Origin of the sequence: Paracoccus sp. (in: a-proteobacteria), from assembly GCF_039808215.1 — a bacterium.
GTDB lineage: Bacteria > Pseudomonadota > Alphaproteobacteria > Rhodobacterales > Rhodobacteraceae > Paracoccus.
The window spans coordinates 1-24,756 of the sequence record NZ_JBDHSP010000030.1 but is presented as its reverse complement, the minus strand read 5'-3'; the positions used below and the strand labels follow the sequence as shown (position 1 = coordinate 24,756).

Sequence of the window (24,756 nt, the reverse complement as noted above, 5' to 3'; positions counted from 1 at the left end):
CGAGGCGGGCGAATGGTTGCCCCGGACGGCGACCGAACCCACGGCCGTCGTCTGCCGGGGTGGCATGGCCGGTGGCAAGTGGCACGCGCCCTGCGCATGGGCGGAGCGGTGCTGGGGTGAGCGGCGATGTTCCCCGAGGCCTATGATCTCAAGCGGATTGTCCGCGCCCATCGCGCGCGCTTCTGGCTGCCGGACCTGCTCGAAGGGTTCGAGTTTGCACCGGTCTGGCGCTTCGCCGATCAGGCGCAGTTCGATTCCGACGACGTCGATGCACTGGCCCGCCGCTTGGCGGAAGGTCCGCAACGTTTGCCACACCCCGAGACGATTTTCGAGTTGGCCGAACGCAGTCGGACCATCCGCAGCCAGATCGTCTACGCCCAGCAGCGCGACGATGGCATCGAGGCGGTCTGGCTTGCCCTGTGGCGCAACCCCAGACGCTGGACCGATATCCATGCCCATGTCCGGATCGCCGACGGCGGCATCGCCGAGTTTGCCACCAATCCGGCACTTCGCGATGCAGGGCTTGCGGAACAAAGCGGTCAGGCAGCGGCCGCCATCGTCTGGCGTGGGCTCGCAATCCTCGCATCGGCAGCGAGCATCAGCGAACGCCAGATCGCCCCGATCAGGCGCGAACCCTTCGCGCGGGATGGCGTGCGTGGCTGGACCTGGCATCAGGTCGCCATCGATCCGGTCCGGGTTCGCAAAGCATCCGAGCGGCTCGGTGGCAGTCATGCCAGCCCGCGCTGGCACCTGCGCCGGGGGCATTGGCGCCAGTTGCCCGATGGCCGGCGCATCTACGTGCGCCAATGTGAAGTGGGCGATCCCGCGCGCGGCGGGGTGGTGAAGGATTATGCGGTGGAGGCGCGGCAGACATGACGGAATTTACCCCATCGGCCGCGCAGGCCGCCGCCATCGCCGAGGTCCGCGACTGGTTCGAGAACCGCACCGAACAGCAACAGGTGTTCCGGCTCTTTGGCTATGCCGGATCGGGCAAGAGCACGGTGCTGAAGTTCGCGCTCGATGAGCTTGGCTTGTCGCCCCACCGCGGCGCGAAGGACGGCACCTGTGTGCCGGGTGTGGTTACCGCCACCTTCACCGGAAAGGCGGCGCTGGTGCTGACCCGCAAAGGCACGCCTGCGCGCACCATCCACAGCCTGATCTATTCTGTGATCGAGGCCACGGAAGCGGAAATCGAGGCCGCAGCGCAGAAGGTCCGAGAGGCCGAGACTGCCGCGCGGCGGTTGACCGGCTTTGACCGCACCACGGCCGAGGCCGCAATCGAGGCCATGCGGCAGGCGCTCTCGGCGATGAAGCATCCCCGCTTCGCCCTGAACCCGCAGAGCGATGCGGCAGATGCAAGGCTGATCGTCCTCGACGAGGTGTCGATGGTGGGAGAGGAAATGGCGCGCGATCTGATGAGTTTTGGCAAACCGATCCTCGTTCTGGGCGATCCGGGTCAGTTGCCGCCCATCAAGGGCGAAGGCGCCTTCACCCGCGATACGCCCGACGTGATGCTGACCGAGATCCACCGCCAGGCGGCCGAGAGCGCGATCATCCGTCTCGCCACCATGGCGCGGATGGGAGAGCCCATCGGTTTTGGCACCTACGACACCCATGTCGCCAAGATGCGCAAGGGCGACATTTCGCCGGAACAGGCGCTGCGCGGCGGGCAGCTGATCTGCGGGCTGAACGCGACACGGTTGCAGATCAACAATGCGATGCGCGCGGCGGCTGGCCTTGGCGGGACGTATTTGCCCACTGGCGCGGCGGAAAAGATCATCTGCCTCAAGAACGACAATTCGCTCGGGCTTATCAACGGCATGTTCCTGACCCTCGAGGATATTGTCGACGAGGGCAGCCTCTATTTCTCGGCCGTGGTGCATGACGAGGACGGGCGCCGGGTCTCCCCCTTCGACAGCGACGGCCGCCCCGGGCGGCTGCGCATCTACAAGGGGCATTTCGAGGATCACGTCTCCTACGACGCCAAGCGCCATGACCGCGACTGGCGGGAAAAGCGCAAGCTGACCGAGGCGACTTTCGGCTGGGCGATCACCGCCCACAAGGCGCAAGGGTCGCAGTGGGAGAATGTGATCGTCTGGGATGACGGGCTGGGCCGCAGCGAGATCGACCGCCGCCGCTGGCTCTATACCGCCATCACCCGCGCTGAGCGCGGGCTCGTCCTTCTGGCCTGAGGGCGCGCGATGATCGATCTCAACGATGTCGGCGCGCCGAAAGCACGCCACGATCTGGCGGCCGTAAAGGACCGGCTGGCGGCGACCGCTGGCGACTGGCTCCCCGGCATCTTTCCGGAGGCAAGGATCGCGCGCGACCGTCGCAGCCTGCGCTGTGCCGACCTGTCCGGCCGCCCACCGCGCAAGGAAGGGTCGTGCACCATCCACCTCGACGGGCCCTATGCGGGCTGGGGGTTCGATTATGCCACCGGCGAAAGCGCCGGGCCCATCGATCTGATCGCGCAGGCGACCGGGCTCTGCGATGGCGCGCTCTTCGACGAAGCGGCGCGGATTGCCGGGATGGATCATCCCGCGCCCCGAAACGCGGCGCGCGCGAAGCCCGATCATACCGGCGAGATTGCCCGGCTGGTCGATGGCGCGCAGCCTCTCGCTGGCACGCCCGGCGAAACCTACCTCCGCATCCGCGGCCTTGCCGATCCGGGATGCCCGGATCTGCTGTTCCACCCCGACCTGCCGGATTTCGACACGCGACGCGGTTGGCCGGGGCTGATCGCATTGCCACGCCTGGCGGATGGCACCCGCGCGCAGGGCATCCACCGGACCTTCCTGCTGGACGACGGCAGCACCAAGGCACCTGCGGGAAAGAAGATGCTGGGTTCGGTTGCCGAAGCAGCCGTGCGCCTGTTCGCCATGCCTGCGGACGGCCACCTCGGCATCGCCGAAGGCATCGAGACAGCGTTGGCAGCGCATGCCCTGTTCGGCACCGCCGTCTGGGCGGCGCTCTCTGCCGATGGACTCGCGCGGTTTCAGTGGCCGGCGGGCACCACACGGGTCACGATCTACGCCGATGCTGGCGACGCAGGTCGTCAAGCCGCTGCGACCCTGTCAGATCGCCTGAACCGGGCCGACATTCCGAACGAGATCGTGGTCCCGCTCCATGGCGACGATTTCAACGACGATTTGATGCGCGGAGCGCGTGCGGCCGACTATCGCCGGGATATTTCGACCGACGAGCCGGTCGGCACTGAGGCCATGACGACAGTGGCGGCTTCGGCGCCTGGCGATCCGGACGCTCTGATTGCCGCCGCCGAGGCGCTGACCAATCCGCCCGAATTCGCCGCGCTCTCGAGCCTTCTCGGCCGCCTTGCGCTGGCCCGGCTAGATCCGCTGCCCGAACGCCAGATCCTCGCCCGGATCAAGACTGCGACCGGCATCTCCATGTCGATCCTCGACAAGCAGTTGACGGAACTGCGCCGCCGCGTGCATGCGACGGGCGATCCGCAGGGCAGGATCGCGCGCCCTGCCTGGTTCGGGCGGCTCTGTCAGGATTTGTCCGGCACGGCTGAGCGCAACGAGGCCAATGTGATCATCGCCCTGTCCTCGGATCCGGTATTCGCAGGGCTCCTGGCCTTCGACGAGTTCGCCCAAGGTATCGTGGTGCGCAAGCCGCTGCCGTGGGATGACCCGGCCATCCGCTTTCCGCGCCCCTGGAACGATGCCGACGATGTGCGCACGGCCGAGTGGCTGCAATTGCGCGGGCTGAACGTCGCCCCGATGGTTGTCGGCCGTGGTGTCGGCGCGGTGGCCCGCGACATGCGCATCCATCCGGTTCGCGACTGGCTCGACACCCTGAAATGGGACAGCACGCCCCGGATCGAGACCTGGACCAGCACCTATCTCGGCGCCGCGCCGACAGCCTTCCATCACACCATCGGTGCACTCTGGCTGATCTCGGCCGTGGCCCGGATCTATCGGCCCGGCGTGAAGGCCGATCATATGCTGATCCTCGAAGGGCCGCAGGGCGCGCGCAAATCGACGGCAATCAAGGTGCTGGCGGGCGAGGAATGGTTCACCGACGAGCTGCCAGAGCTTGGGTCCAAGGACGCGGCCATTCACATGCAGGGCGTCTGGATCGTGGAAATTGCCGAACTCGACGCCATCGGCCGGGCCGAGGTCTCGCGCATCAAGGCCTTTCTGACCCGCACTACCGACCGCTTCCGTCCGCCCTATGGCCGTTACACCGTTGAAGTGCCACGCCAATGCGTCTTCGCGGGCACTGTGAACCCCGACACCTATCTGCGCGACGAAACCGGCAATCGCCGCTTCTGGCCGCTACGCTGTGGCAGCATCGACATCGCCGCAATCGCCCGTGACCGGGATCAACTCTGGGCCGAAGCCGTTCATCGCTTCCGCGAAGGCGCGATCTGGTGGATCGACGATCCGGCGATCCTTTCGGAAGCCGCCGCCGCGCAGGAGGCACGCTACCAGGCGGATGCCTGGGACGCGCGGATCGACCGCTGGCTGACCCACGACACCCGCAGCGTCAATCGCGGCCATGCGGGCTGGGATGATTGGCAGGATGAAGAGTTCGAACGTCCCGAGCCGATCCACGACGTGTCGGTGGGCGAAATCCTCGAAGGCGCGCTCGGCATCGAGCCCGCGAAATGGACCAAGGGCGACCAGATGCGCGTGGGGGCCTGGCTGAAGTCGCGGGATTGGGAGCGATACCGCAGCGGAGCGGGTGCGACCCGCGAATGGCGTTACCGCAGGTCGCCGCGCGGCTGACGTCGCGATGGCCGTGGCAGGCATCGAGGGGGCATCCAACCGGGTGCCCTTTTTCGTTTTGCCGCTGTCCCACTTCGCGGCCTGTCCCACTTCAAGCCCAAGGTGGGACAGAAAAAACCATTTCAAATCAATCCTGTCCTACCTGTCCCACTTGGACCGCCAACTTCTCTCTTTCCCATATGGAGCACATACATCCCCCTCGACCTCATTCTTCCTCATGCGACGTAGGGAAAAAGGTGGGACAAGTGGGACAGGTGGGACGCGCCTTGTTTTGAAAGGAAAATCTGGCGTCCCACTTTGATCGGCAAGTGGGACACCCCACGAGCAGGTGGGACAGAAGTATCGTCTGGCGCATTTTTCTTGAATGGGTGCGTGTGTCATGATTCTCTGCCCATGACCAAAGCCGAAGGCCCACGTTTCAGGTGAGCCTTCAACATGACGCCGACCATCCAGACTGCGGATCTGCACCTCGAACAGGGGCGCCTTTCCACGTCCTGCATCCTTGCCATCGACCTCGGGACAACGACAGGTTGGGCCTTGCGTGGCCATGACGGCCTGATCACCTCTGGCACGACGTCCTTTCGCCCCGGGCGGTTCGACGGCGGCGGTATGCGGTATCTTCGCTTCACCAACTGGCTGACCGAGGTCGACCGGCTATCAGGCCCCATCGCTGCGATCTGGTTCGAGGAAGTCCGCCGCCATGTCGGCACCGACGCGGCCCATGTCTATGGCGGGCTTATGGCCACGCTCACGGCATGGGCCGAACTCCGCGGCATCCCCTATGAGGGCGTTCCGGTTGGCACTATCAAGCGCCATGCCACCGGCAAGGGCAACGCCGACAAGGAGGCGATGATTGCGGCCGCGCGGGCGCGTGGGTTCAGCCCCGCGGATGACAACGAGGCGGATGCCATCGCCATCCTGCATTGGGCGATCGAAACGAACGGGGGTGTCGCGTGAGGTGGTATCCCCGAGGCTATGGTGGCACCCGGCGTGATCCAGATCGCGTCAAGCAGGAAGGCTGGCACGACCATGGTCTGCTGGCCGTCTCCATCGATGACCCGCGTCTCACCTGGCCGGAGCAGGAACTGGTCCGCCAACTGGGTGAAAAACTCTACGGCCCGCGTGTCGAGCCAAGGGAGGTGGCCAATGGGTGATTGGACACCCGCCATGGTCGAAGCGCGCCTTGAAAGCGCGGCCGATGTCTTCCGGTCGCTGCCGGAGGTAAAGCCGCAGGGCTACTTCAACGCCTGGCCCGAGTATTTTCACAGCTTCGCCGATCAGGTCGGCCAAGAACCTCGGATGCGACGGCCGAAGCCCGGCCCGCGCGACATCACCCAAGCCGACGACGCGCTGCTCTGGTTGCGCTGGCTGGACCCGGCCGACGCGCGCCTTGTGTGGCTCCGGGCGAACCGCAAGCCATGGAAGCCGATCTGCTGGGAACTGGGCATCAGCCGCGCCACCGCCAACCGGCGCTGGCAGTATGGCATCGCCGTCATCGTCTGGCGTCTGAACGGCAAACGCGTGCCGACGAAGCGGTCGATTGACTTCGTGATCAGCCGAGCAGCTCAGTAGCCGGAAATCTGAGGGGTTTCGATGGCGGTGATCGTAAGTTGAGCGATGGACGGCGTGATTGCGCCCTTCTTCGCCTTCTCCGTGATGTACGCACGAAACTTTCCGCCACCGATGTAATGGTCCTGGAGCCATTCCCGATACGCACCCAGAGAATCGAGTGGGTAGCACCAGGCTTCCTGCGGGTTCGACTTCGACTGAGGATGGCTGTCCGGATAGCGGTGCGGAAACTTGTTGCGGTCACCAAACCGTTCGTTGAAACCGTTCTCGTCCCAGAACTTCGACCAGTGGCGGCCGATGGAAATGTCGATGACGTTCTTTTCGTCGACGGGCGCTCCTGCCACGATCATTTCGTAAATCAGCGTTTCGGCCTCATTGAAGACGCTGAAGAAGCCCCGAGGGGCCGACTGATAGTTCAGCGCAAGACGCTCGTGCCATTTGTCGAAACGGTTTCTGCCGGTCGGGTCATACCCGACCTGCGAGTAGATCATCTCCCGCAGCTTCGTTCCGGCGAGGATCCGGAAATTGTCACGCGCTTCGGGCTGGCAATTCGCCCCGGCGTCGAATGCATAGTACTCCAGAATGGCGAGGCAGACTTCAGCCGGATAGCAATAGTGCACCACGCCATTGTGCGGAACTTCGACATGCGCGGCCGGGAATTCGAGGCCAATCTTTGACAGGATTGCCTTGATCGACTGAATCCGCGGCTTTGGATCGGCCTCGTTCCATTGCGAACTGATGGTGCCGATATGCGCGTTCTGAACGCCGCAAAGCGCGGCAAGCCCGCGCTGGTTCAGGTAGGGTGTTCCATCCGACAACACCCCCATTCCGATTCCATTGATCTCGGCATCCTTCTCGATGCCCAAGTCGAGCACCCCTTGGCCGATTTCCTTCTGGTCGAATTTCACTGGTAACGTCTTGATAGTGCGCGGTTTCATAGTGATTTCCTTGCCGTCTAAGGGAGGCGGATGCCGCGCGTCATCCATTGACTTGCCGCTGATCGCGCACATCAGAACATAGTGGCAACATATCAGATGTGACGCCCTCCGTAAACGAGATGTTGTGCGAGGACTGGTTCGGGCGCGGATATATAGTGACGCTGTCAATAGGGATTGCGTGCGTGAGACGATTTTCTGCGAGACACCGGATGCCAAGACAGATCGCGTCCAGGACGCTACAGATTCAATATGCTCGGGAGAGGAGCGCGCAGGCAGAGGCCGCGTCGCTGGCTTCCGGGGTCCAGCGAGGGGACCAGTGAGGGTCCGAACTGCCAAGCCTTTGATATCTTGGTTCCTTCCTGGGCGTTTTCGTATGCTGGCGGGCGAAGCGCGGCGCATCGCCAGCGACAGGGCCGGATTTTTGGGAAGCCACCCCGTCCGGAAGCCACCGCGCAACCTGAAATAACCACGCAATAACAGCGCCTTCTCTGGTGGACTCCGGGGTGGATACCCTGGACCCCGGAATCCAGCTGGAAGCCGGTGGACTCCACCGGCCGGAAGCCACCGCACGGCGCCGCCGATTGCCGCTGCCCCATCATCGACAGGATCCTTCATGACCCTCGCCTTCGCTCCCGAGCGGATTGAGCAATGGCCGCTTGCGCGCCTGCAGCCCTACGCGAAGAACGCGAAGACGCATGGCGCGGACCAGGTCGCGAAGATCGCCGCCAGCATGGCCGAGTTCGGCTGGACCGTGCCCTGCCTCGTGGCCGAGGACGGCGAGCTGATCGCCGGCCACGGCCGGGTGCTGGCCGCGACGCAGCTGGGTCTGCTTGAGGCGCCGGTGATCGTTCTGGGCCATCTGACCGAGGCACAGCGCCGGGCGTATCGCATCGCAGACAATAAGCTGACCGAACTCGGCAACTGGAACGAGGCGCTGCTGTCGGCCGAACTGAACGAGTTGCTGGCCGAGGATTTCGACCTGTCGCTGGTCGGCTTCTCCGATGGCGAGCTGGACAAGCTGCTGGCCTATGTGCCGGAGGGGGACGGTGAAGAAGGTGGCGGCGCCAGCGTGCCGCCAGTGACCATTCCCGAGCCGCCGCGCAACCCGGCATCGCGGACGGGCGATCTCTGGATCCTCGGCGAGCACCGGCTGCTCTGCGGCGACAGCACCAGCCATGACGATGTCCGCCGCCTGATGAACGGCGAACGGGCGGTGCTGTTCGCGACCGACCCGCCGTATCTCGTGGACTATGACGGCTCGAACCATCCCACGCGCAACAAGGACTGGAGCCAGTCCTATGGCGTAACCTGGGACGACTCGAGCCAGGGTGCCGAACTCTACGACGGCTTCATCGCCGCTGCCGTCGCCGAAGCGATCACCGAAGATGCCGCCTGGTATTGCTGGCACGCCTCGCGCCGCCAGGCGATGCTGGAAGCCTGCTGGGAAAAAGCTGGCGCCTTCGTCCATCAGCAGATCATCTGGGTGAAGGACCGCGGGGTTCTGACCCGCTCGCATTACCTCTGGAAGCACGAGCCCTGCTTCATGGGCTGGCGCCGCCCGAACCGCCCGCCGAAGGTCGCCGAGGAAACGCTGCCCTCGACATGGGCGCTGCCGAGCTTCGCCAAGGACGAGCGGCCCGATCATCCCACGCCGAAACCGCTCGATGCCTTCGGGATCCCGATGCGCCAGCATGTGGCGCGCGGCGGGCTTTGCTATGAGCCGTTCTCCGGTTCCGGTTCGCAGATCATGGCGGGCGAGGCCAACGGCCGCCGCGTCAATGCCATGGAGATCAGCCCGGCCTATGTCGATGTCGCCGTGGAGCGTTGGCAGGCGGACACCGGACGTGAGGCGATCCTCGACGGCGATGGCCGGACCTTCGCGGCTGTAAGGGTCGAGAGGCTGGGCGACGACACTGACGTCCCCGCCGATGCCTCGGACACGGACGCCGACCCCCAACCCGCGCGAAAGCGCAAGACCGCCGCGTGACATGCATGGCCTGGCTTTACCTTCCTCCGGACGCGCTTCCGGAGCCGGAGACGCATGCATCTTCGGCCTCTCCCTCTGCTCCGGCGCGGGCGGGCTCGACCTCGGGCTCGCCATCGCCATCCCTGGATATCGTGCTGTGGGTTACGTCGAGCGGGACGCCTTCGCCGCGGCCATCCTCGTGGCGCGGATGGAAGACGCGGCCCTGGATCGCGCGCCTCTCTGGGACGACGTTGGAACCTTCGATGGCCGCCCGTGGCGCGGCGCGATGGACATCGTCACTGCGGGCTATCCGTGCCAGCCGTTCTCCGTCGCGGGCAAACGCCGGGGTGCGGATGACCCGCGCCACCTCTGGCCGCATGTCGCCCGCATCATCGGCGAGGTCGAGCCGCCCTTCGTCTTCCTCGAGAATGTCGCCCATCATCTCCGCCTCGGCTTCCCCGAAGTCGCCGGAGGACTGGTCGGTATGGGCTACAGGCTTGCGGCAGGCCTCTTCACGGCGGCGGAAGTTGGCGCCCCCCACAAGCGGGAGCGGCTGTTCATCCTCGCCATCCGCGAGGGGGACGAACTGGCCGACCCCGCGCGCCTGCTCTGGAACCCGGTCGAGTGGCGGCATCCGGACGGAACTGCTGCGGCGGTGGCCGACCGCCACGGTGACCGACAGCAAGAGCGGGCGGAACCGGACCAGTGCACGGACCGATCCCCGGAGCCGGCATCACGACGGCGTGACGCTCTGCGACGCGATCCGCCTCTGGCCGACGCCGCAAGCCGACAGTTTCCGCAGCCGTGGCGGCGCGAGGCGCGACGAGAAGTGTCTGGACCGGATGGCGCGGGACTGGCCGACGCCGATGGCGAACGATGGTTGCAAGCCGAGCGCGGGCAACCGACGGACGGCCGACCTGACCCACGCGGCGGGGATGTGGATGACGCCGACGGCGCGCGATCACAAGGACGGGGCGACGAGCCTTGCCAACACCCCGGTCAACGGGCTCCTTGGCCGCCAGGTCCTGGTGACGCCGATGGCTGGGAGCGATACCTCCAATGCGCGCCGGACGCTGAACCCGCTGTTCGTCGAGGCGCTGATGGGCTGGCCCACCGGGTGGACCGGCTTCGCCTCTGTGGCAACGGCGTCGTCCCGCTGGTTGCAGCTCATGCGCTGCGAACTCTGGCAGCTCAGCTGCTGGCCGATGGATGAGGTGGCGGCATGAAGCAGTCGCGCACCATGTCGATGGTGGAGTCTGTCGCCAATGTCGCCGTCGGCTACGGCGTCGCCGTCGTCACGCAGATCCTGATCTTCCCGATCTTCGGGCTGCACACGACGCTGGCGCAGAACCTGAAGATGGGCGCCATCTTCACCATCGTGTCGATCATCCGTTCGTTCGCCTTGCGGCGGCTGTTCGAGGCGATCCGGATGCGTAGTATCAATTGAGGAATTTCGGGCCGCAGCGCCATTGATGCCTGCTTGGGCGGACTATGCGTGCTTTCGCCGAGCTTGCCTGAACTTCCATTTCATCCAGATATACGCCACTCACTGGTCCCTCATTGACGGTCCCAACGATTAAGCAGGCGTGCGGGCAAGCTGCTTAGAGAACGCGGCTAAACGGACGCACGCGGTCTCGGAGATCGTTGACGAACTTTTCAGAAATCAAGAATGGCCTATAGAAGATCGGCGCAGCCTGATCGGGCACCTTGACCACTCGGAGTATCTCATAATGCGATCCGAGGGCCGCTACAACATCGACATCCGCTTCGAGGCGATCGAGGCAGCGCTGCAAGTCCGAGCCGCAGCCAGGCCAGATTCGTGTTACCGTATCGCGAAACGTCGCCACCATCTTGATCAGCCGTCCGGTGGGGCTCGGATAACTGTCCCAGCCGAACCGGCTCTCGGATACGCCGTTGTCGAATGCAATCTGCGCTTCCCGTCCCATCCAATACCAGGACAAGAACACTAGGGCCAGAAGGTGCACGTAAAGTTTGTCGTCGGTGCCCGCACCGCTCATGCACGCCGGGTAGTTGATCTCGCCGCCGTCGAGGATCGATTGCAGCAGATACTGAATAGCCAGGTTGTCGGCGGCGATCTCGAGGATCGATAGTTCCTTCTTCACGATCTCTGTCGCCGTCCGATCATCACGAAAATGCATGATCATCTCTGAGCGGCGGTGCACCGTCTGCTGGTACTCGAGATGCCCGTCTAGGACGTGGGCGGTTTCGTGCAGCCACAGGAAGCGGAGGGCAATGTTGGTCATGAAAACGACGAGAGACTGGCGTTCAGGGCAGGCCGGAGCGTACGTTGTGAACGCGTCGTGCCACGTCCGGCCGTGCCGGAAGTTGTCCGTCCATTGATGAAATCCCCAGGCGATCTCGCGGCGATGATGCGGCCGAGCGGTTTCCCGGTCTCTGTCCCCGAGGCTCGGCGCGATCTCGGGGTGAGACAACAGGATCCCATAGACCTCGAGCAGAGCCGGAAGATACATGTGATAGATCAGCGCACAGTATGTGTCGCCGGATCGTCCGACAACGGCATTCGGATAGTCCTTCACCATGCAGAACCCGAACTCCAAATGGGGAGCGTGTTGATCGGGCTTTAGCTTGATCTGGCGCTTCAACCCGCTAAAAAATGCGAAGTTCGGACTGAAGAAAGTTGCATGTGTGGCGAGGTCTGGATTGATGGGACTCCCGTACCGCTTGACAAAGCGTTGGAAGTCAGTGTCCTGCGTCTTGGTCATATGGTTGCCGGATGTGAAAATATGGAAGATCTAGACTTTGTGGCATTGGCCGGGATGTCGGATGAGGACCTATACCGCGAGCTGGGCCGGACGGTGACGTCGGACGATTTCGGGGCGGGCCGACCCTCATCGCGGGAGCTGATCAGGCGCGGGCGTGCCTGGCTGACGGCGGAGTGGGGCACGATCAGAACCGCCGTTTGTGCCGACCCGCGCGTGCAAGCCTTCATAGCCGACGAAAACTCGGAAGCTAGGGCCCTCTTCGGTGCCGTTGTCGACTGTCTGCTTGCACTCTTCAAGACTCTACCCGTCGCCCTTATCGCGACTCTGATCATCCGCATGGGTATCACTAACATGTGCCGCGCGGGCAACGACAGTGCGCCGACACTCTAAGAAGCGGCAATGTCGCACTTTCCGGGTTACTCGTCTTAGGCCGAACCGAATGCCCGCGGAGCCGCGAGGCCCCACCGCGCTGCGACAACAGTGGAATGCGAAAGCCATCGTTTATGCGCCCCGCAGCGTGCGTCGATATGAGCTCGATGCCGTCATCCGGCAGCAGGCCTAGCTGAGCTTGCCCCATCGAGGATCCGCCGCCCTGGTGGGACGGCGGCCATCAGCTTGTTTCGGGGTCAGGGGGTCAGGCGGCGGGAAGCCGATAGACCCGCCCCCGGTTCTCGACCTTCTGCGAGGTCACCTCGAGACTGAGCTTCTTCTTGAGCGCCCCGGCCATCGCGCCGCGCACCGTATGTGACAGCCAACCGGTCGCGGCCATGATCTCCTCGATGGTCGCGCCGTCCGGCGCGCGCAGCATGGCGATCAAGGCGGCCTGCTTGGTGCCCTCGCGCGGCGTGCGCGCCTTGGGGGCGGCCTCGGTCTCGGTGGAGGTGTTCGGCGCGCGCCCTTCGGTCGGCGCCTCCGTCGCGCCCGCAGGCGCAGTGGTCGTGCCTTCCGGCTCGATGCCGATGGCGGCGAACCCTGCGTCGGTGGCGACCAGCGTGACGCCGTGGCCGTCACCGGTTTCGCGCCAGACGGGTTCGCCCCGGCGCAGGTTGGCGTCGACCTCTTCGATGAGGCCCTTGGCGAGCATCGAGCCGACCACCTTGGCGGCGGCACCGCCGCGCAGGCTGTCAGGCAGCGGCAGGGCAATGCGCTCGGGCCGCTGGGCAGCGGCGCTCAGGATCATGGCTTGGGTGTCGGAAAGCTGGGTCATCGTGGTCTCCGTATCAGGGCGCGCGGGATGCGAGCCCTTCTACGAGGCCGAGCCCGCCAGTCGGCGGGCGAGACCCGGAGTGGTTCGCCTCACTCGGCGTGTTCGCCTTCCCTGAAGGCGCTGTCGGTGATCTCGCGCAGCCTGGCGCGGTAGTGGTTCAGGGTGCCGACATGGCCCCAGTTGATCTCGTCGGGGCTGGTCTCAAAATGGTCCGCGCTGAGGGCGGCGAGCCGCTCCAGCATCGCGTCGATCTCGAACTTGGCGGCGAGGAAGGCGTCGAGGGCTTTCGTGTTGTCCTGTGCGTGGCGGGTCACCATCGTGGCTCCTTGGTCGGGTTGGATCGCTTCGTTGGAGTGACGTTCCCTCTGTCCGCGATGCTTATCAACTCAATAAGCACCTGTTTCTGAATGATAATCGGAGCCGTCGATGCAGGGCATGAGCGAGCGTCAGTATGCCGCGCATGTCGGTCTGTCGCGCGGCGCGATCCAGAAGGCGAAGGCTGCCGAGCGGCTGGTTCTGTTCCCCGACGGCTCCATCGACGCTGCAGGCTCAGACCGGCGACGGGCGGAAACCACCGACCCGTCGAAGATCCGCAAACCGCCCGCGCCGAAACTGAAGCCCGTGCCTGAGGCGGCGGTGGCCGCCGTCGGCGATGCGCTGCGCGAACAGGGCCTCGCCGCGCCGATCCCCGGCGGCGGCATGACCTTCATGCAGGCGAAGACGGCGAACGAGGTACTGAAGGCGCAGGAGCGGCGCATCCGGCTCCAGAAGCTGAAGGGGGAATTGATCGAGCGGGCCCGGGCGCTGGCGCTGGTGTTTCGCCTCGCTCGCGAGGCACGGGATGCATGGGTCAACTGGCCCGCGCGATCGGCGGCGCTGATGGCGGCCGATCTCGGCGTGGAGCCTGCCGCCATGCAGAAGGCCTTGGAGAAATATGTCCGTGCCCACCTCGACGAACTCGCCGAGGTCCGGCCCGACTTCCGGTGACGATGATGCCCTGACGGACTTCGACGGCGCGGCGGAGATCCTGCGCAGCTGGGGTGCGGGGCTGCGGCCCGACCCGGACCTGACCGTCTCGGAATGGGCGGACCGGCACCGGATGCTGTCGGGCCGCGCCTCGGCCGAGCCGGGGCGCTATCGCACCGTGCGCACGCCCTACATGCGGGAGATCATGGACCGGCTCAGCCCCGGCGATCGGACGCAGAGGGTGGTGTTCCAGAAGGCCGCGCAGGTCGGGGCGACCGAGGCTGGGAACAACTGGATCGGGTTTGTGATCCACCAGGCCCCGGGGCCGATGCTGGCGGTCCAGCCGACGGTGGAACTGGCCAAGCGGAACTCGCGCCAGCGGATCGATCCGCTGATCGAAGAGAGCCCGGAGCTGCGGGACCGGGTGAAGCCCGCGCGATCCCGCGATGCGGGCAACACGATGCTGTCGAAGGAGTTCGCAGGCGGCATCCTGATCATGACCGGCGCGAACTCGGCGGTCGGGCTGCGCTCGACCCCTGCGCGGTACATCTTCCTCGATGAGGTCGACGCCTATCCCGCGTCTGCCGACGAGGAAGGCGATCCGGTCACGCTGGCCGAGGCCCGGTCGCTGACCTTCGCGCATCGGAGCAAGGTGCTGCTGGTCTCGACGCCCACGATCCGGGGGCTGTCGCGCATCGAGCGCGAGTTCGAGACGTCGGATCAGCGACGCTACTTCGTGCCGTGCCCGCATTGCGGTGCGATGCAATGGCTGAAGTTCGACCGGCTGCGGTGGCAGAAGGGCAAGCCGGAAACGGCGGAATATCATTGCGAGGGCTGTGACGCGGCAATCGCAGAGCACCACAAGACGGCGATGCTGGAGGCTGGCGAATGGCGGGCGACCGCCACCGCCGCCGATCCGACCACGGTCGGATACCATCTCTCGGCGCTCTATTCGCCGGTGGGCTGGCTCAGCTGGCCCCGGATCGCACGCGGCTGGGAGGCGGCCCAAGGGTCGGACGAGGCAATAAAGGCCTTCCGCAACACGATCCTCGGCGAGACATGGGTCGAGAGTGGCGAAGCGCCGGACTGGCAACGGCTCTATGACCGGCGCGAGGCGTGGAAGCCCGGCATCGTGCCTGCGGGCGGGTTGTTCCTGACCGCCGGGGCCGACGTCCAGAAGGACCGGATCGAGATAGATGTCTGGGCCTGGGGTCGCGGGCTGGAAAGCTGGCTCGTCGATCACGTCGTGATCGAGGGCGGACCGGATCGGCACGAGGCTTGGGGCGACCTGACCGCGCTGCTGGACCGCTCCTGGCCGCACGAAGGCGGCGCGCATCTGCGCATCGCGCGGCTCGCCATCGACACCGGCTATGAGGCCCCGGCGGTCTATTCCTGGTCGCGAGCCCAAGGGTTTGCACAGGTGTCGCCGGTCAAGGGCTTCGAAGGCTTCAACCGGTCGAGCCCGGTCTCGGGACCGACCTTCGTCGACGCCACCGAGGGCGGCAAGCGCCTGCGGCGCGGGGCGCGGCTCTGGACTGTGGCGGTGTCGAGTTTCAAGGCCGAGACCTACCGCTTCCTGCGGCTCGACCGACCTACGACCGAGGAACGCGCAGAAGGCGCGGCCTTCCCGCCCGGCACCATCCACCTGCCGACATGGGTGGAAAGCGAGTGGCTGAAGCAGGTCGTGGCCGAGCAGCTGGTGACGGTGCGCACGAAACGCGGCTTCGCCAAGCTGGAATGGCAAAAGCTGCGCGAGCGCAACGAGGCGCTGGATTGCCGGGTCTATGCCCGCGCCGCCGCCTGGATCGCGGGCGCGGATCGCTGGCCGGACGAGAAATGGCGCGACCTCGAGGATCAGCTCGGGGCCGTACCCACCAACGATGATCCCGCCGGGCAGATCAACCGGCCGGGACAGGCCCCGCAGGGCAAGCGCCGCTCCGACTGGCTCGGGCGGCGCGAAGGATGGTTTTGAACATGACCGACTGGACAGAAACCGAGCTTTCGGCGCTGCGCCGGGCCTATGCCAGCGGCACGACCCGCGTCAGCTATGATGGCAAGTCGGTGGACTATGGTTCGGCCGAGGATCTACTCGCCCGCATCCGGACCATCGAGCGCGCCATCGCGGGCACGACACGGCCGCTGCCGGTCGCGGGGCTCGCGGGCTTCTCGCGCGGGGACCGGTGATGTCGGCGACCTGGTTCGATCACGCCATCGCGACCGTAGCCCCGCGCATGGCGGCCCGCCGCGTGATGGCGCGTCAGGCCTTCGAGACGCTGACGCGCGGTTACGATGGCGCCGCACGCGGACGGCGGACGGAGGGCTGGCGCGCGCCGGGATCCTCGGCCGACACCGAAATCGGCGTCGCCGGGGCGCTCTTGCGCGACCGGATGCGCGATCTGGTGCGCAACAACCCGCATGCGGCCAAGGCCGTGGCGGTGCTGGTGAACAACATCGTCGGCGCGGGGATCATGCCGCGCGCTGCGAGTGGCAATGAGACGCTGGACCGCAAGGTCGATTCCCTGTTCGAACGCTGGACGGCGGATTGCGATGCCGACGGCCAGCTCGATTTCTACGGGCTGCAGACGCTGATCTGCCGCGAGATGGTCGAGGCGGGCGAGGTGCTGGTGCGCCGCAGGCTGCGGCGATCTTCGGACGGTCTTCCGGTGCCATTGCAGCTTCAGGTGCTGGAGGCTGACTTCCTTGACGCCACCAGGACCAGCAACATCGGCGCGGGCCGCATCGTTCAGGGCATCGAATTCGACCCGGTCGGCAAGCGCCGGGCCTACTGGCTGCACCCGGAACATCCCGGCGATGCCCATGGCGCGCTGCGCGGCGGCTTCGACAGCCGACCGGTCCCGGCGAGCGAGATCGCCCATGTCTACGAGAAGCAGCGCACGCAGGCGCGTGGCGTTCCCTGGGGCGCGCCGGTGATCCGCAGCTTGCGCGATCTCGACGATTACGAGGTGGCGGAACTCGTCCGCAAGAAGACCGAGGCCTGCGTCACCGCCATCGTTTTCGGCGATGACGAGGCGCAGCAGGGCATCGCACCCGCTGTGGTTGATGCCGACGGCAATCGGGTCGAGCAGTTCGAGCCCGGGCTGATCGCCTATGCGCGCGGCGGCAAGGACATCCGCTTCAACCAGCCCGCCGCCACCGGCGGCTACGGCGAATACAAGCGGGCGAGCCTGCACACGATCTCGGCCGGCTTCCGGGTGCCCTACGAGCTGCTGACCGGCGATCTCAGCCAGGTCAACTATTCCTCGATCCGCGCCGGCCTCGTGGAGTTCCGCCGTCAGATCGACGCCGTGCAATGGCAGCTCTTCATCCCGATGTTCTGCGCGCCCGTGTGGCGCTGGTTCCTTGAGGCCGCATGGGCGGCGGGCCAGATCCCGACACCGGACGTGCCAGTCGAATGGTCGCCGCCGAAGTTCGATGCGGTCGATCCCTACAAGGACGCCATGGCCGATTTGCTGGCGATCCGCTCCGGCACCATGACGCTGGCGCAGGCCATCGCCCGGCAGGGCCACAATCCCGATGCGGTGCTGGCGGAAATCGCCGCCACCAACGCCAGGCTCGACGAGCTGGGGCTGGTGCTCGACAGTGATCCGCGCCGGGTCACCAAGACCGGCAGCGCCCAGACCAGCGATCCGGCCACCGACGACACCACCGCCGACGCGGAAACCGACTGAGGCCACAGGCCGCCCAACAGGACTGATCCATGGACACGATGATCGAACTGCCGGCCCTGCGCCGGTCGGCGGAGCTTGCGCCGAACAGCGTCAACAGTGACGCCCGCACCGTCGAGGTGATCTGGTCGGCGGGCGCGCGCGTTCGCCGCGCCAGCTTCTTCGGCGAGCCCTATGACGAAGAACTGAGCCTCGATCCTGCCCATGTGCGGCTGGAACGGCTGAATGCGGGTGCGCCCTTCCTGAAGGTGCATGAGATCGACACGCTCGACGCCGTCATCGGTTCGGTCGTGCCGGGATCGGCGCGGATCGAGAATGGTCGCGGCATCGCGCAGGTGCGGATCAGCGAGCGCGCCGATGTCGAGCCGATCTGGCGCGACATCCAGGCCGGGCACATCCGGGCGGTCTCCATCGGGTACCAGGTCCACCGCTTCGATGTCTCGAAACCCGATGGCGGGCGCGAACTCTGGCGGGCGGTCGACTGGACGCCCTTCGAGGTCTCCGCCGTGCCGGTCGGGGCCGATCCTGCCGCCGGTTTCCGCGCCAACAACGATCTTCACGACTGCGTCCTTCACCGCCGGGACGCCCTCACAGAGCAAGGAGCATCCCCGATGACCGATCAGCCCCAGACCCCGGCGAGCGAAGCCGCGAACGCCACCACCACCAAACAGCCGACCGAGCCGGTCGCGACCGAGGACACCACCATGACCGAGCCGAAAGCGGCTGCGCCCGACCCGAAGGTCGCGGCCAGCGAGACGCGCGCGCAGCCGAAGACGCAGGCAACGCCCGCGCCCGACACCGAGGCGGTCGCGACCCGCGCCCGCGAGGCCGAGCGCGACCGCGTCTCGACCATCTACGATCTGGCGGGCCGGCTCAGCCTGGAACGCAGCTTCGCCGAGGATCTGGTCAGGCGCGGCGTCAGCGTCGACGAGTCCCGCCGCCTCATCCTCGATCAGGTCGCCGGGAAGTCGGACGACACCCGGACCTTCCCGCATGTCTCGGTCCCGCTCGGCGGTCGGGACGAGCGCATCACCCGCCGCGACGCGGTGGCGAACGCGCTCTTGCACCGCTACAGCCCGACGCTGTTCCAGCTGGAGGACGCCGCCCGCCAGTATCGCGGCATGACCCTGCTGGAACTGGCCCGCGAAAGCCTCGGCAATGCCGGGGTCAACACGCGCGGCCTCTCGCGCGACGAGGTGGCGACGCGGGCACTGCATTCGACCTCGGACTTCCCCGAGATCCTGTCGGCGGTGACCAACAAGACCCTGCGGCAGGCCTACGAGGCCTATCCCCGCACCTTCATGCTGTTCTGCCGCCAGGTGCTCGCCACCGACTTCAAGGCGATGCACCGGGTGCAGCTCGGCGAAGCCCCGCAGCTTCTGGAGGTCGGCGAGAGCGGCGAGTTCAAGCGCGGCACGCTCGGCGAGAGCAAGGAGAGCTACAAGGTCAAGACCTATGGCCGGGTGGTCGCGATCACCCGCCAGACGCTGATCAACGACGATCTCGACGCCTTCACCCGCATCCCGGCGATGTACGGCAACTCCATCGCCCAGCTGGAGTCGGACGTGGTCTGGGGCATCATCACCTCGAACCCGGCGATGGCCGACGGCACCGCGCTCTTCCACACCAACCACAAGAACCTCGCGGGCACCGGTGCGGCGCTGGACGTGACCAGTGTCGGCGCAGCCCGCGCCGCGATGGCCAAGCAGACCGGCCTCGACAAGAAGACGGTGCTGAACGTCCGCCCCGCCTTCCTGATCGTGCCCGCCTCGTTGGAACTGAAAGCCGAGCAGCTGGTCGCCCAGAACCTCGTGCCTGCGTCCAGCGGCAACGTGGTGCCGCAGTCGATCCGCACGCTGGCGCCGATCAGCGAGCCCCGGCTCGACGCCGCCAGCGAGACCGCCTGGTATCTGGCGGCCAGCCCGAACCAGATCGACACCATCGAGTACGCCTATCTCGAGGGCCAGCAGGGCGCCTACATCGAGACGCGCAACGGCTTCGACGTCGACGGCGTCGAGATCAAGTGCCGCCTCGACTTCGGCGCCAAGGCTATCGACTGGCGTGGCCTCTACAAGAACCCGGGCGCGTAACGCGCGTCCCATCCTGAACCCAGACATCCGGGCGGTCCTGACGGGCCGCCCTTCGCTTTTCCGAAAGGACCCTCGCGATGAAAAACTACGTCCAGCCCGGCAACACCATCACCCTGACCGCGCCCTATGCCGTCGTCTCCGGCGAGGGCCTGCTCGTCGGCTCCATCTTCGGCGTGGCCGCTGGCACTGCCGCCAGCGGCGAACCCGTCGAGACCGCCCTCGTCGGCGTCTTCGACATCACCAAGGTGGGCTCGCAGGCCTGGACCGTCGGCGCGAAGGTCTATTGGGACGATACCAACAAGCGCACCACGACCGTCTCGACCGATAACACGCTCATCGGTGTGGCCGTCGAGGCCGTGGCGAGCGGCGCGAGCGACACCATCGGCAGGGTGCGCCTGAACGCGAGCTTCTGATGAGTGCTTTCGCTGCCGCGCTCAGTGCGCTCTTCGCCGATCCGAACATCGGGCGGGACGCGGTCTACATCGCAGACGGTGGCACGCCCGTTCCGGTGCGCGTCGTCGCCCGACGGGCCGATGCGATCACCGACTTCGGCGATGCACGGCTCTGGTCCGAAACCACGCGCATCGACCTGCGCGTCGCCGAAGTTCCGAACCCACGCCCCGGCGACCGGATCGAGATCGATGGCGAGGCCTTTCTCATTCAGGGCGAGCCCGTCCGCGACCGCGATCAGCTCGTCTGGACCGTCGATCTGAGGCCTGCGTGAAACTGAAGCTCGACATCGATCCCGACATTGTCGCGATGATGCAGGCCGAGGTGGCGGCGGGAGAACGCGCCGTGACCGCCGCGATGCGCGAGGCCGGGACCGGACTGAAGGCCGCGTGGCGCTTGCAGGTCGCCGGCGCAGGGCTCGGCGCGCGGCTCGCCAACACGATCCGCAGCCAGACGTTTCCGAAGTCTGGCGAGAGCCTCGACGCCGCCGCGCTCGTCTGGTCCCAAGCCCCGGTCATCATCGGCGCGCATGACGCCGGCCCGCTGATCCGTTCCAAGGATGGGTTCTGGCTCGCCATCCCGCTGCCTGCCGCAGGCAAGTCGCTGCGTGGCGGCCGGATCACGCCCGGCGAATGGGAGCGCCGCCGTGGCCTCCGCCTGCGGTTCGTCTATCGCCGCACGGGGCCGAGCCTGCTGGTGGCCGAGGGGCGGCTGAACACGAAGGGTCAGGCGGTGGTGTCGCGCTCGAAGACCGGGCGCGGCAAGGTCACCGCGCCGATCTTCCTGCTGGTGCCGCAGGTCAAGCTGCCGAAACGGCTGGATCTAGCGCGGGATGCGGATCGGGCGTTGGACAGCGTGCCGGGGCTGATCGTGGTGAACTGGCTAGAAACCAAGGCATGAAGCAGGCTATTGCTTTACAAATACTTTCTGCTGAGTGGATCGGAGTTACCTAGCAATGGACCTGCAAGATCTTCTACCGGATGATTTGTCCCGGGACTTGTTGTCTGGAAGCCTACGGGCAGCTCAAGACACGGAAAATCCTGTGCGGATGCACCTGTCTGCTGCTGGCTTGCGTGAACTCTTCGGTCACCTTCTGCACACGCTGGCCCCAGATGAAGAAGTCCGGAAATGCAGTTGGTTCGAGCAAGCAAAAGATACGCCAACGGTTACTCGGCGTCAGCGCGCGACATATGCGACACAGGGAGGGTTCTCGGACGAATTCATCGCTTCTTTGGGGGTAAATGTCGACGAGCTTCACAAGGAAGCTATTGATGCGATCACCGAGCTGAACAAGGCAACGCATGTACGTCCGCAAACCCTACAACAAGATCCAGAAGCGATTGATGCTTTTATCGCCGAAGCGGTCGGCGCGTTGGAAGGGCTCTTGATCTCGTTCTCTGAGTGCCGCAGTTCAGTTCAAAACGCCCTCGAGAAAAGCGTGTACGAGTCCATGATGAACGCGCTTGTTACAGAAAACTTTGACACTATTAGCTCACTCTCTGGGCGCGGCTATGAAGTCGATCTTTGGATAGATGATGACGAGGTCGAAATAGTTTCGATCTCCGCTGAGAATGTGCGGGTGCGGTTCTCGGGCATTGCTCCTGTGACGCTGCAATATGGCCCAAAAAATGATGCAGCGGAAATATCTCATGACTTTCCATTTTGGATGGTCTTCGAGGCAAAGGTCGAAACTCCGACGAATTTGAAACTGGTAGATCACTTCTTTGATGACAGTGGCTGGTTCGAGTAAGAACCTCTCCCCCTGCGGGTAACCATAGCGTCAAAACATGGACCCAAAGCTGTAACTGGTATGCCTACCCCACGCGAAACCATCCTCGCCGCGCTGCATGCGCGGCTTTCGGCGCTGCCCGCCACCGCGCTGCGGGGTGACGTGCTGCCCGAGCGTGTGCCGGCCGAGGGCCTGCTGATCCTGCGCGACGGGGAGCCGGGGGAGCCGGAGGTCACGCTGTCGCCCCTGCGCTACCACTACCAGCACCGGGCCGAGATCGAGGCGGTCGTGCAAGGCGCCGACCGTGACATCGCCTTCGACACGCTGACCGCCAGCATCGGCTCGGCACTCGCCGCCGACCGCACGCTGGGCGGGCTCTGCGATTGGGTCGAGGCGGAAGCGCCGCGCCCGGTCGATCTGCCGGTGGATGGCACGGCCAGCCTGAAGGCGGCCGTCATTCCGGTCGTGCTGCACTATTCGACGGCCGACCCACTGGCCTGACCCAACCGACAACAGGAGATCAATATGGCACGCGCGCAAGGGGCACGGGCGCGGATGGCGCTTGCGTTCGAGACGACCTATGGCACCGCACCGGCGAGCGGCTACACAAGGATGCCCTTCGCCAGCACCTCGCTGGGGGCGGAGCAGCCGCTCCTGAACTCGGAACTGCTCGGCTATGGCCGTGATCCGCTGGCGCCGGTCAAGGATGCGGTGACCGCCGATGGCGATGTGGTCGTGCCGATCGACGCCGAGGCTTTCGGCTTCTGGCTGAAGGCGGGTTTCGGCGCGCCGACGACGACTGGCACCGCGCCGGGACCGTTCACCCATACCTTCCACTCCGGCGGCTGGACCCTGCCCAGCATGGCAATCGAGACCGCCATGCCGGAGGTGCCGCGCTATGCGATGTATTCCGGCGTGGTGCTGGACCAGCTCAGCTGGCAGATGCAGCGTTCGGGCCTGCTGACCGCCACCGCGCGGCTGGCGGCGCAGGGCGAGACGGTTGCCACGACCAGCGGCGCGGGGACGCCGGCGGAACTCGACCTGATCCGCTTCGGCCATTTCAACGGCGCGATCAAACGGAACGGCACCGCGCTCGGCAACGTGATCTCGACCGAGATCACCTACGCCAACAATCTCGACCGGATCGAGACCATCCGTGCCGACGGCATGATCGACGGCGCCGATCCCTCGATTGCCGCGCTGACCGGCCGCACCGAGGTGCGCTTCGCCGACAGCACGCTGGTGAGTCAGGCGATCAACGGCACACCCTGCGAGCTGGAGTTTTCCTACATGCTCATCTCGGGCGAAAGCCTGACCGTCACCGTCCATGCTGTCTATCTGCCGCGCCCGCGCATCGAGATCGGCGGACCGCAGGGCATTCAGGCCAGCTTCGACTGGCAGGCCGCGCGCGATGCCACGCTCGGGCGGATGTGCACCGTCACCCTCATCAACGACATCGAGGAATATTGACCATGATCCGTCTCGATCTGTCCGCCACGCCTAAATGGCTCGATCTCGCCCCCGGCCTGCGCCTGCATGTCCTGCCCGTCACCACCGCGATCATGGTCGCGGCGCGCAACGACCCAGCGGTCGAGTCGCTGCCCCAGGGGGCGAGCAAGGAGGTGCAGGCGCTGGTCATGGCGAAAGCCGTCGCCCGCCGCGTGCTCACCGGCTGGGAGGGCGTCGGCGATGCCGATGGCAATCCCGTCCCCGTCAGTCCGGAAGGGATCGATGCGCTTCTGGACATCTGGCCGGTGTTCGAGGCGTTCCAAGCCCGCTGCCTCGCGCCGCATCTGATGCTGGACGCGGAAAAAAACGCCTCATCGCCCTTGCCGAGTGGCACTTCGGCGGGGGCGACGCCTACTGCGCGGCCTGCCAAGGCCCGTGCCCGGACTGCCCGGCGCGGCTGAACCGTCCCCTCACGCTGGACGGCTGGCAGGTCTGGGATCTGGCGCAGCGCCTGACCGGACAGCTTCGCATCGCCGCCGGCATGGGCGGTGGCGCCGTCATCGGCTGGGATATGAATGCCGCCCTCGCCATGGCGCGGGCGCTCGGGGTCAATCCGCTGATCGCCGCCGAATGCCTGCCCGAGATCGAGGCCGTGATGGTCAGGAAGCTCAACGAACAGATGGCGGCGAGTGACCGGTCGTCATTGGGGCCGGGGCGATGAATCCGGTCCGCAAGCCTCTTCCCGCGCGTCAGGAACAATGAGCCATGGCACAGAAGAAGGTCTCCGTCCGCCTCGTCGCCGAGGGCGGCCGACAGGTGAAGGCCGAGTTCCAGGGCATCGGCGATGCGGGCGAAAGCAACTTCAAGCGGATCGAGCGGCAGGCCGACATTACCGGCGCGGTGGTGCGGCGGGTCATGGGCGTCCTTGGTGCTGCGATCAGCACCCGCCAGCTCGTCGCCTATGCCGACCAGTGGACCGACCTGCGCAGCCGTGTCGATCTTGCCACCGGCAGCCAGGAAGCCGGCGCGGCGGTCATGGACCGGCTCGCTGCCATGGCGCGGCGGACCTATTCGAGCCTCGGGCAGACCACGGAATCCTGGCTCGCCAATGCCACGGCCCTGCGCGAACTGGGGCTGACGACGGCGGAAAGCCTCGATTTCACCGAGGCTTTGAACAACGCCATGGTGGTCTCGGGCGCGCGGGC

General features: G+C 65.9%; 26 protein-coding genes and 1 pseudogene. 23 read left to right on the top strand and 4 right to left on the bottom strand.

The window, feature by feature from the left end; translation table 11 throughout:
• Positions 1–126 precede the first annotated feature (126 nt).
• The 5 genes from WMK75_RS11125 (at position 127) to WMK75_RS11105 (ending at position 6,329) form a co-directional block, all read left to right on the top strand.
• Positions 127–876, top strand: coding sequence for a hypothetical protein (locus WMK75_RS11125; protein ID WP_347267744.1), 750 nt, complete (start codon positions 127–129; stop codon positions 874–876).
• A complete protein-coding gene (locus tag WMK75_RS11120; RefSeq protein ID WP_347267743.1) occupies positions 873–2,192 on the top strand; it encodes an AAA family ATPase in 1,320 nt (439 codons plus the stop codon). The genes WMK75_RS11125 and WMK75_RS11120 overlap by 4 nt, the downstream gene beginning before the upstream one ends.
• Positions 2,193–2,201: 9 nt before the next feature.
• Positions 2,202–4,757 carry a VapE domain-containing protein gene (locus WMK75_RS11115; protein WP_347267742.1) on the top strand — a complete coding sequence of 852 codons (2,556 nt, stop codon included), beginning with the start codon at positions 2,202–2,204 and terminating at the stop codon, positions 4,755–4,757.
• Positions 4,758–5,192: 435 nt separating this feature from the next.
• Positions 5,193–5,714, top strand: coding sequence for a hypothetical protein (locus WMK75_RS11110; RefSeq protein WP_347267741.1), 522 nt, complete (start codon positions 5,193–5,195; stop codon positions 5,712–5,714).
• A gap of 189 nt (positions 5,715–5,903) precedes the next feature.
• Positions 5,904–6,329 (top strand): DUF6362 family protein, encoded by a 426-nt coding sequence (locus WMK75_RS11105; RefSeq protein WP_347267740.1) that lies wholly within the window; start codon positions 5,904–5,906, stop codon positions 6,327–6,329.
• Here the strand turns inward: WMK75_RS11105 and WMK75_RS11100 are convergent.
• Complete coding sequence (locus WMK75_RS11100) at positions 6,323–7,264, bottom strand: hypothetical protein (protein WP_347267739.1); 942 nt, start codon at positions 7,262–7,264, stop codon at positions 6,323–6,325. The genes WMK75_RS11105 and WMK75_RS11100 overlap by 7 nt on opposite strands.
• 613 nt (positions 7,265–7,877) lie before the next feature.
• Between WMK75_RS11100 and WMK75_RS11095 the strand changes: the two genes are divergently transcribed.
• From WMK75_RS11095 to WMK75_RS11080, 4 genes and pseudogenes are all read left to right on the top strand, one after another.
• Complete coding sequence (locus tag WMK75_RS11095; protein WP_347267738.1) at positions 7,878–9,251, top strand: ParB N-terminal domain-containing protein; 1,374 nt, start codon at positions 7,878–7,880, stop codon at positions 9,249–9,251.
• Positions 9,193–9,762, top strand: a pseudogene (locus WMK75_RS11090) (DNA cytosine methyltransferase); the annotation flags it as partial. The gene WMK75_RS11095 and the pseudogene WMK75_RS11090, both read left to right, overlap by 59 nt.
• A 139-nt stretch (positions 9,763–9,901) precedes the next feature.
• Entirely contained in the window at positions 9,902–10,456 is a 555-nt protein-coding gene (locus tag WMK75_RS11085) for a hypothetical protein (RefSeq protein ID WP_347267759.1), read from the top strand.
• Positions 10,453–10,677: a hypothetical protein gene (locus WMK75_RS11080; protein ID WP_347267737.1), complete on the top strand. Its 225-nt coding sequence runs from the start codon at positions 10,453–10,455 to the stop codon at positions 10,675–10,677. Before WMK75_RS11085 ends, WMK75_RS11080 begins: the two co-directional genes overlap by 4 nt.
• A gap of 154 nt (positions 10,678–10,831) precedes the next feature.
• Here the strand turns inward: WMK75_RS11080 and WMK75_RS11075 are convergent, their stop codons facing one another.
• From WMK75_RS11075 to WMK75_RS11065, 3 genes are all read right to left on the bottom strand, one after another.
• Entirely contained in the window at positions 10,832–11,974 is a 1,143-nt protein-coding gene (locus WMK75_RS11075; protein ID WP_347267736.1) for a hypothetical protein, read from the bottom strand.
• Between the two features lie 634 nt (positions 11,975–12,608).
• Entirely contained in the window at positions 12,609–13,181 is a 573-nt protein-coding gene (locus WMK75_RS11070; RefSeq protein WP_347267735.1) for a DUF3489 domain-containing protein, read from the bottom strand.
• Between the two features lie 89 nt (positions 13,182–13,270).
• Entirely contained in the window at positions 13,271–13,498 is a 228-nt protein-coding gene (locus WMK75_RS11065; protein ID WP_347267734.1) for a hypothetical protein, read from the bottom strand.
• Between the two features lie 109 nt (positions 13,499–13,607).
• Here WMK75_RS11065 and WMK75_RS11060 point away from each other — a divergent pair, with 109 nt between their 5' ends.
• The 14 genes from WMK75_RS11060 to WMK75_RS10995 form a co-directional block, all read left to right on the top strand.
• Positions 13,608–14,168 (top strand): hypothetical protein, encoded by a 561-nt coding sequence (locus tag WMK75_RS11060; protein ID WP_347267733.1) that lies wholly within the window; start codon positions 13,608–13,610, stop codon positions 14,166–14,168.
• Positions 14,116–16,119 (top strand): phage terminase large subunit family protein, encoded by a 2,004-nt coding sequence (locus WMK75_RS11055; RefSeq protein ID WP_347267732.1) that lies wholly within the window; start codon positions 14,116–14,118, stop codon positions 16,117–16,119. Before WMK75_RS11060 ends, WMK75_RS11055 begins: the two co-directional genes overlap by 53 nt.
• A gap of 2 nt (positions 16,120–16,121) precedes the next feature.
• A complete protein-coding gene (locus WMK75_RS11050; RefSeq protein ID WP_028030714.1) occupies positions 16,122–16,331 on the top strand; it encodes a hypothetical protein in 210 nt (69 codons plus the stop codon).
• The gene (locus WMK75_RS11045) at positions 16,331–17,836 is read left to right on the top strand and encodes a phage portal protein (protein WP_347267731.1); all 1,506 of its coding nucleotides are present in this window, start codon (positions 16,331–16,333) and stop codon (positions 17,834–17,836) included. Before WMK75_RS11050 ends, WMK75_RS11045 begins: the two co-directional genes overlap by 1 nt.
• Before the next feature lie 29 nt (positions 17,837–17,865).
• Positions 17,866–19,923, top strand: coding sequence for a prohead protease/major capsid protein fusion protein (locus WMK75_RS11040; protein WP_347267730.1), 2,058 nt, complete (start codon positions 17,866–17,868; stop codon positions 19,921–19,923).
• Between the two features lie 77 nt (positions 19,924–20,000).
• A complete protein-coding gene (locus WMK75_RS11035) occupies positions 20,001–20,336 on the top strand; it encodes a DUF2190 family protein (protein ID WP_347267729.1) in 336 nt (111 codons plus the stop codon).
• Complete coding sequence (locus WMK75_RS11030; protein WP_347267728.1) at positions 20,336–20,647, top strand: hypothetical protein; 312 nt, start codon at positions 20,336–20,338, stop codon at positions 20,645–20,647. The genes WMK75_RS11035 and WMK75_RS11030 overlap by 1 nt, the downstream gene beginning before the upstream one ends.
• Positions 20,644–21,273: a DUF6441 family protein gene (locus WMK75_RS11025; protein WP_347267727.1), complete on the top strand. Its 630-nt coding sequence runs from the start codon at positions 20,644–20,646 to the stop codon at positions 21,271–21,273. Before WMK75_RS11030 ends, WMK75_RS11025 begins: the two co-directional genes overlap by 4 nt.
• 55 nt (positions 21,274–21,328) lie before the next feature.
• Positions 21,329–22,123 (top strand): hypothetical protein, encoded by a 795-nt coding sequence (locus WMK75_RS11020; RefSeq protein ID WP_347267726.1) that lies wholly within the window; start codon positions 21,329–21,331, stop codon positions 22,121–22,123.
• A 60-nt stretch (positions 22,124–22,183) separates the two neighbouring features.
• Positions 22,184–22,603 (top strand): acyl-CoA transferase, encoded by a 420-nt coding sequence (locus WMK75_RS11015; RefSeq protein WP_347267725.1) that lies wholly within the window; start codon positions 22,184–22,186, stop codon positions 22,601–22,603.
• A 24-nt stretch (positions 22,604–22,627) separates the two neighbouring features.
• On the top strand, positions 22,628–23,572 hold the full coding sequence (locus tag WMK75_RS11010) for a phage tail tube protein (protein ID WP_347267724.1): 945 nt from the start codon (positions 22,628–22,630) through the stop codon (positions 23,570–23,572).
• A 2-nt stretch (positions 23,573–23,574) separates the two neighbouring features.
• Positions 23,575–24,012, top strand: a complete 438-nt coding sequence (locus WMK75_RS11005; RefSeq protein ID WP_347267723.1) for a hypothetical protein — start codon at positions 23,575–23,577, stop codon at positions 24,010–24,012.
• 80 nt (positions 24,013–24,092) lie between these two features.
• Complete coding sequence (locus WMK75_RS11000) at positions 24,093–24,272, top strand: hypothetical protein (RefSeq protein ID WP_347267722.1); 180 nt, start codon at positions 24,093–24,095, stop codon at positions 24,270–24,272.
• Between the two features lie 44 nt (positions 24,273–24,316).
• On the top strand, positions 24,317–24,756 hold a 440-nt coding region (locus WMK75_RS10995), incomplete at its 3' end, for a tape measure protein (protein ID WP_347267721.1).

Coding starts and splice junctions, on each gene's coding strand:
- WMK75_RS11125 (WP_347267744.1), top strand. CDS start 127: ATGTTCCCCGAGGCCTATGATCTCAAGCGGATTGTCCGCGCCCATCGC.
- WMK75_RS11120 (WP_347267743.1), top strand. CDS start 873: ATGACGGAATTTACCCCATCGGCCGCGCAGGCCGCCGCCATCGCCGAG.
- WMK75_RS11115 (WP_347267742.1), top strand. CDS start 2,202: ATGATCGATCTCAACGATGTCGGCGCGCCGAAAGCACGCCACGATCTG.
- WMK75_RS11110 (WP_347267741.1), top strand. CDS start 5,193: ATGACGCCGACCATCCAGACTGCGGATCTGCACCTCGAACAGGGGCGC.
- WMK75_RS11105 (WP_347267740.1), top strand. CDS start 5,904: ATGGGTGATTGGACACCCGCCATGGTCGAAGCGCGCCTTGAAAGCGCG.
- WMK75_RS11100 (WP_347267739.1), bottom strand. CDS start 7,264: ATGAAACCGCGCACTATCAAGACGTTACCAGTGAAATTCGACCAGAAG.
- WMK75_RS11095 (WP_347267738.1), top strand. CDS start 7,878: ATGACCCTCGCCTTCGCTCCCGAGCGGATTGAGCAATGGCCGCTTGCG.
- WMK75_RS11080 (WP_347267737.1), top strand. CDS start 10,453: ATGAAGCAGTCGCGCACCATGTCGATGGTGGAGTCTGTCGCCAATGTC.
- WMK75_RS11075 (WP_347267736.1), bottom strand. CDS start 11,974: ATGACCAAGACGCAGGACACTGACTTCCAACGCTTTGTCAAGCGGTAC.
- WMK75_RS11070 (WP_347267735.1), bottom strand. CDS start 13,181: ATGACCCAGCTTTCCGACACCCAAGCCATGATCCTGAGCGCCGCTGCC.
- WMK75_RS11065 (WP_347267734.1), bottom strand. CDS start 13,498: ATGGTGACCCGCCACGCACAGGACAACACGAAAGCCCTCGACGCCTTC.
- WMK75_RS11060 (WP_347267733.1), top strand. CDS start 13,608: ATGCAGGGCATGAGCGAGCGTCAGTATGCCGCGCATGTCGGTCTGTCG.
- WMK75_RS11055 (WP_347267732.1), top strand. CDS start 14,116: ATGTCCGTGCCCACCTCGACGAACTCGCCGAGGTCCGGCCCGACTTCC.
- WMK75_RS11050 (WP_028030714.1), top strand. CDS start 16,122: ATGACCGACTGGACAGAAACCGAGCTTTCGGCGCTGCGCCGGGCCTAT.
- WMK75_RS11045 (WP_347267731.1), top strand. CDS start 16,331: ATGTCGGCGACCTGGTTCGATCACGCCATCGCGACCGTAGCCCCGCGC.
- WMK75_RS11040 (WP_347267730.1), top strand. CDS start 17,866: ATGGACACGATGATCGAACTGCCGGCCCTGCGCCGGTCGGCGGAGCTT.
- WMK75_RS11035 (WP_347267729.1), top strand. CDS start 20,001: ATGAAAAACTACGTCCAGCCCGGCAACACCATCACCCTGACCGCGCCC.
- WMK75_RS11030 (WP_347267728.1), top strand. CDS start 20,336: ATGAGTGCTTTCGCTGCCGCGCTCAGTGCGCTCTTCGCCGATCCGAAC.
- WMK75_RS11020 (WP_347267726.1), top strand. CDS start 21,329: ATGGACCTGCAAGATCTTCTACCGGATGATTTGTCCCGGGACTTGTTG.
- WMK75_RS11015 (WP_347267725.1), top strand. CDS start 22,184: ATGCCTACCCCACGCGAAACCATCCTCGCCGCGCTGCATGCGCGGCTT.
- WMK75_RS11010 (WP_347267724.1), top strand. CDS start 22,628: ATGGCACGCGCGCAAGGGGCACGGGCGCGGATGGCGCTTGCGTTCGAG.
- WMK75_RS11005 (WP_347267723.1), top strand. CDS start 23,575: ATGATCCGTCTCGATCTGTCCGCCACGCCTAAATGGCTCGATCTCGCC.
- WMK75_RS11000 (WP_347267722.1), top strand. CDS start 24,093: ATGGGCGGTGGCGCCGTCATCGGCTGGGATATGAATGCCGCCCTCGCC.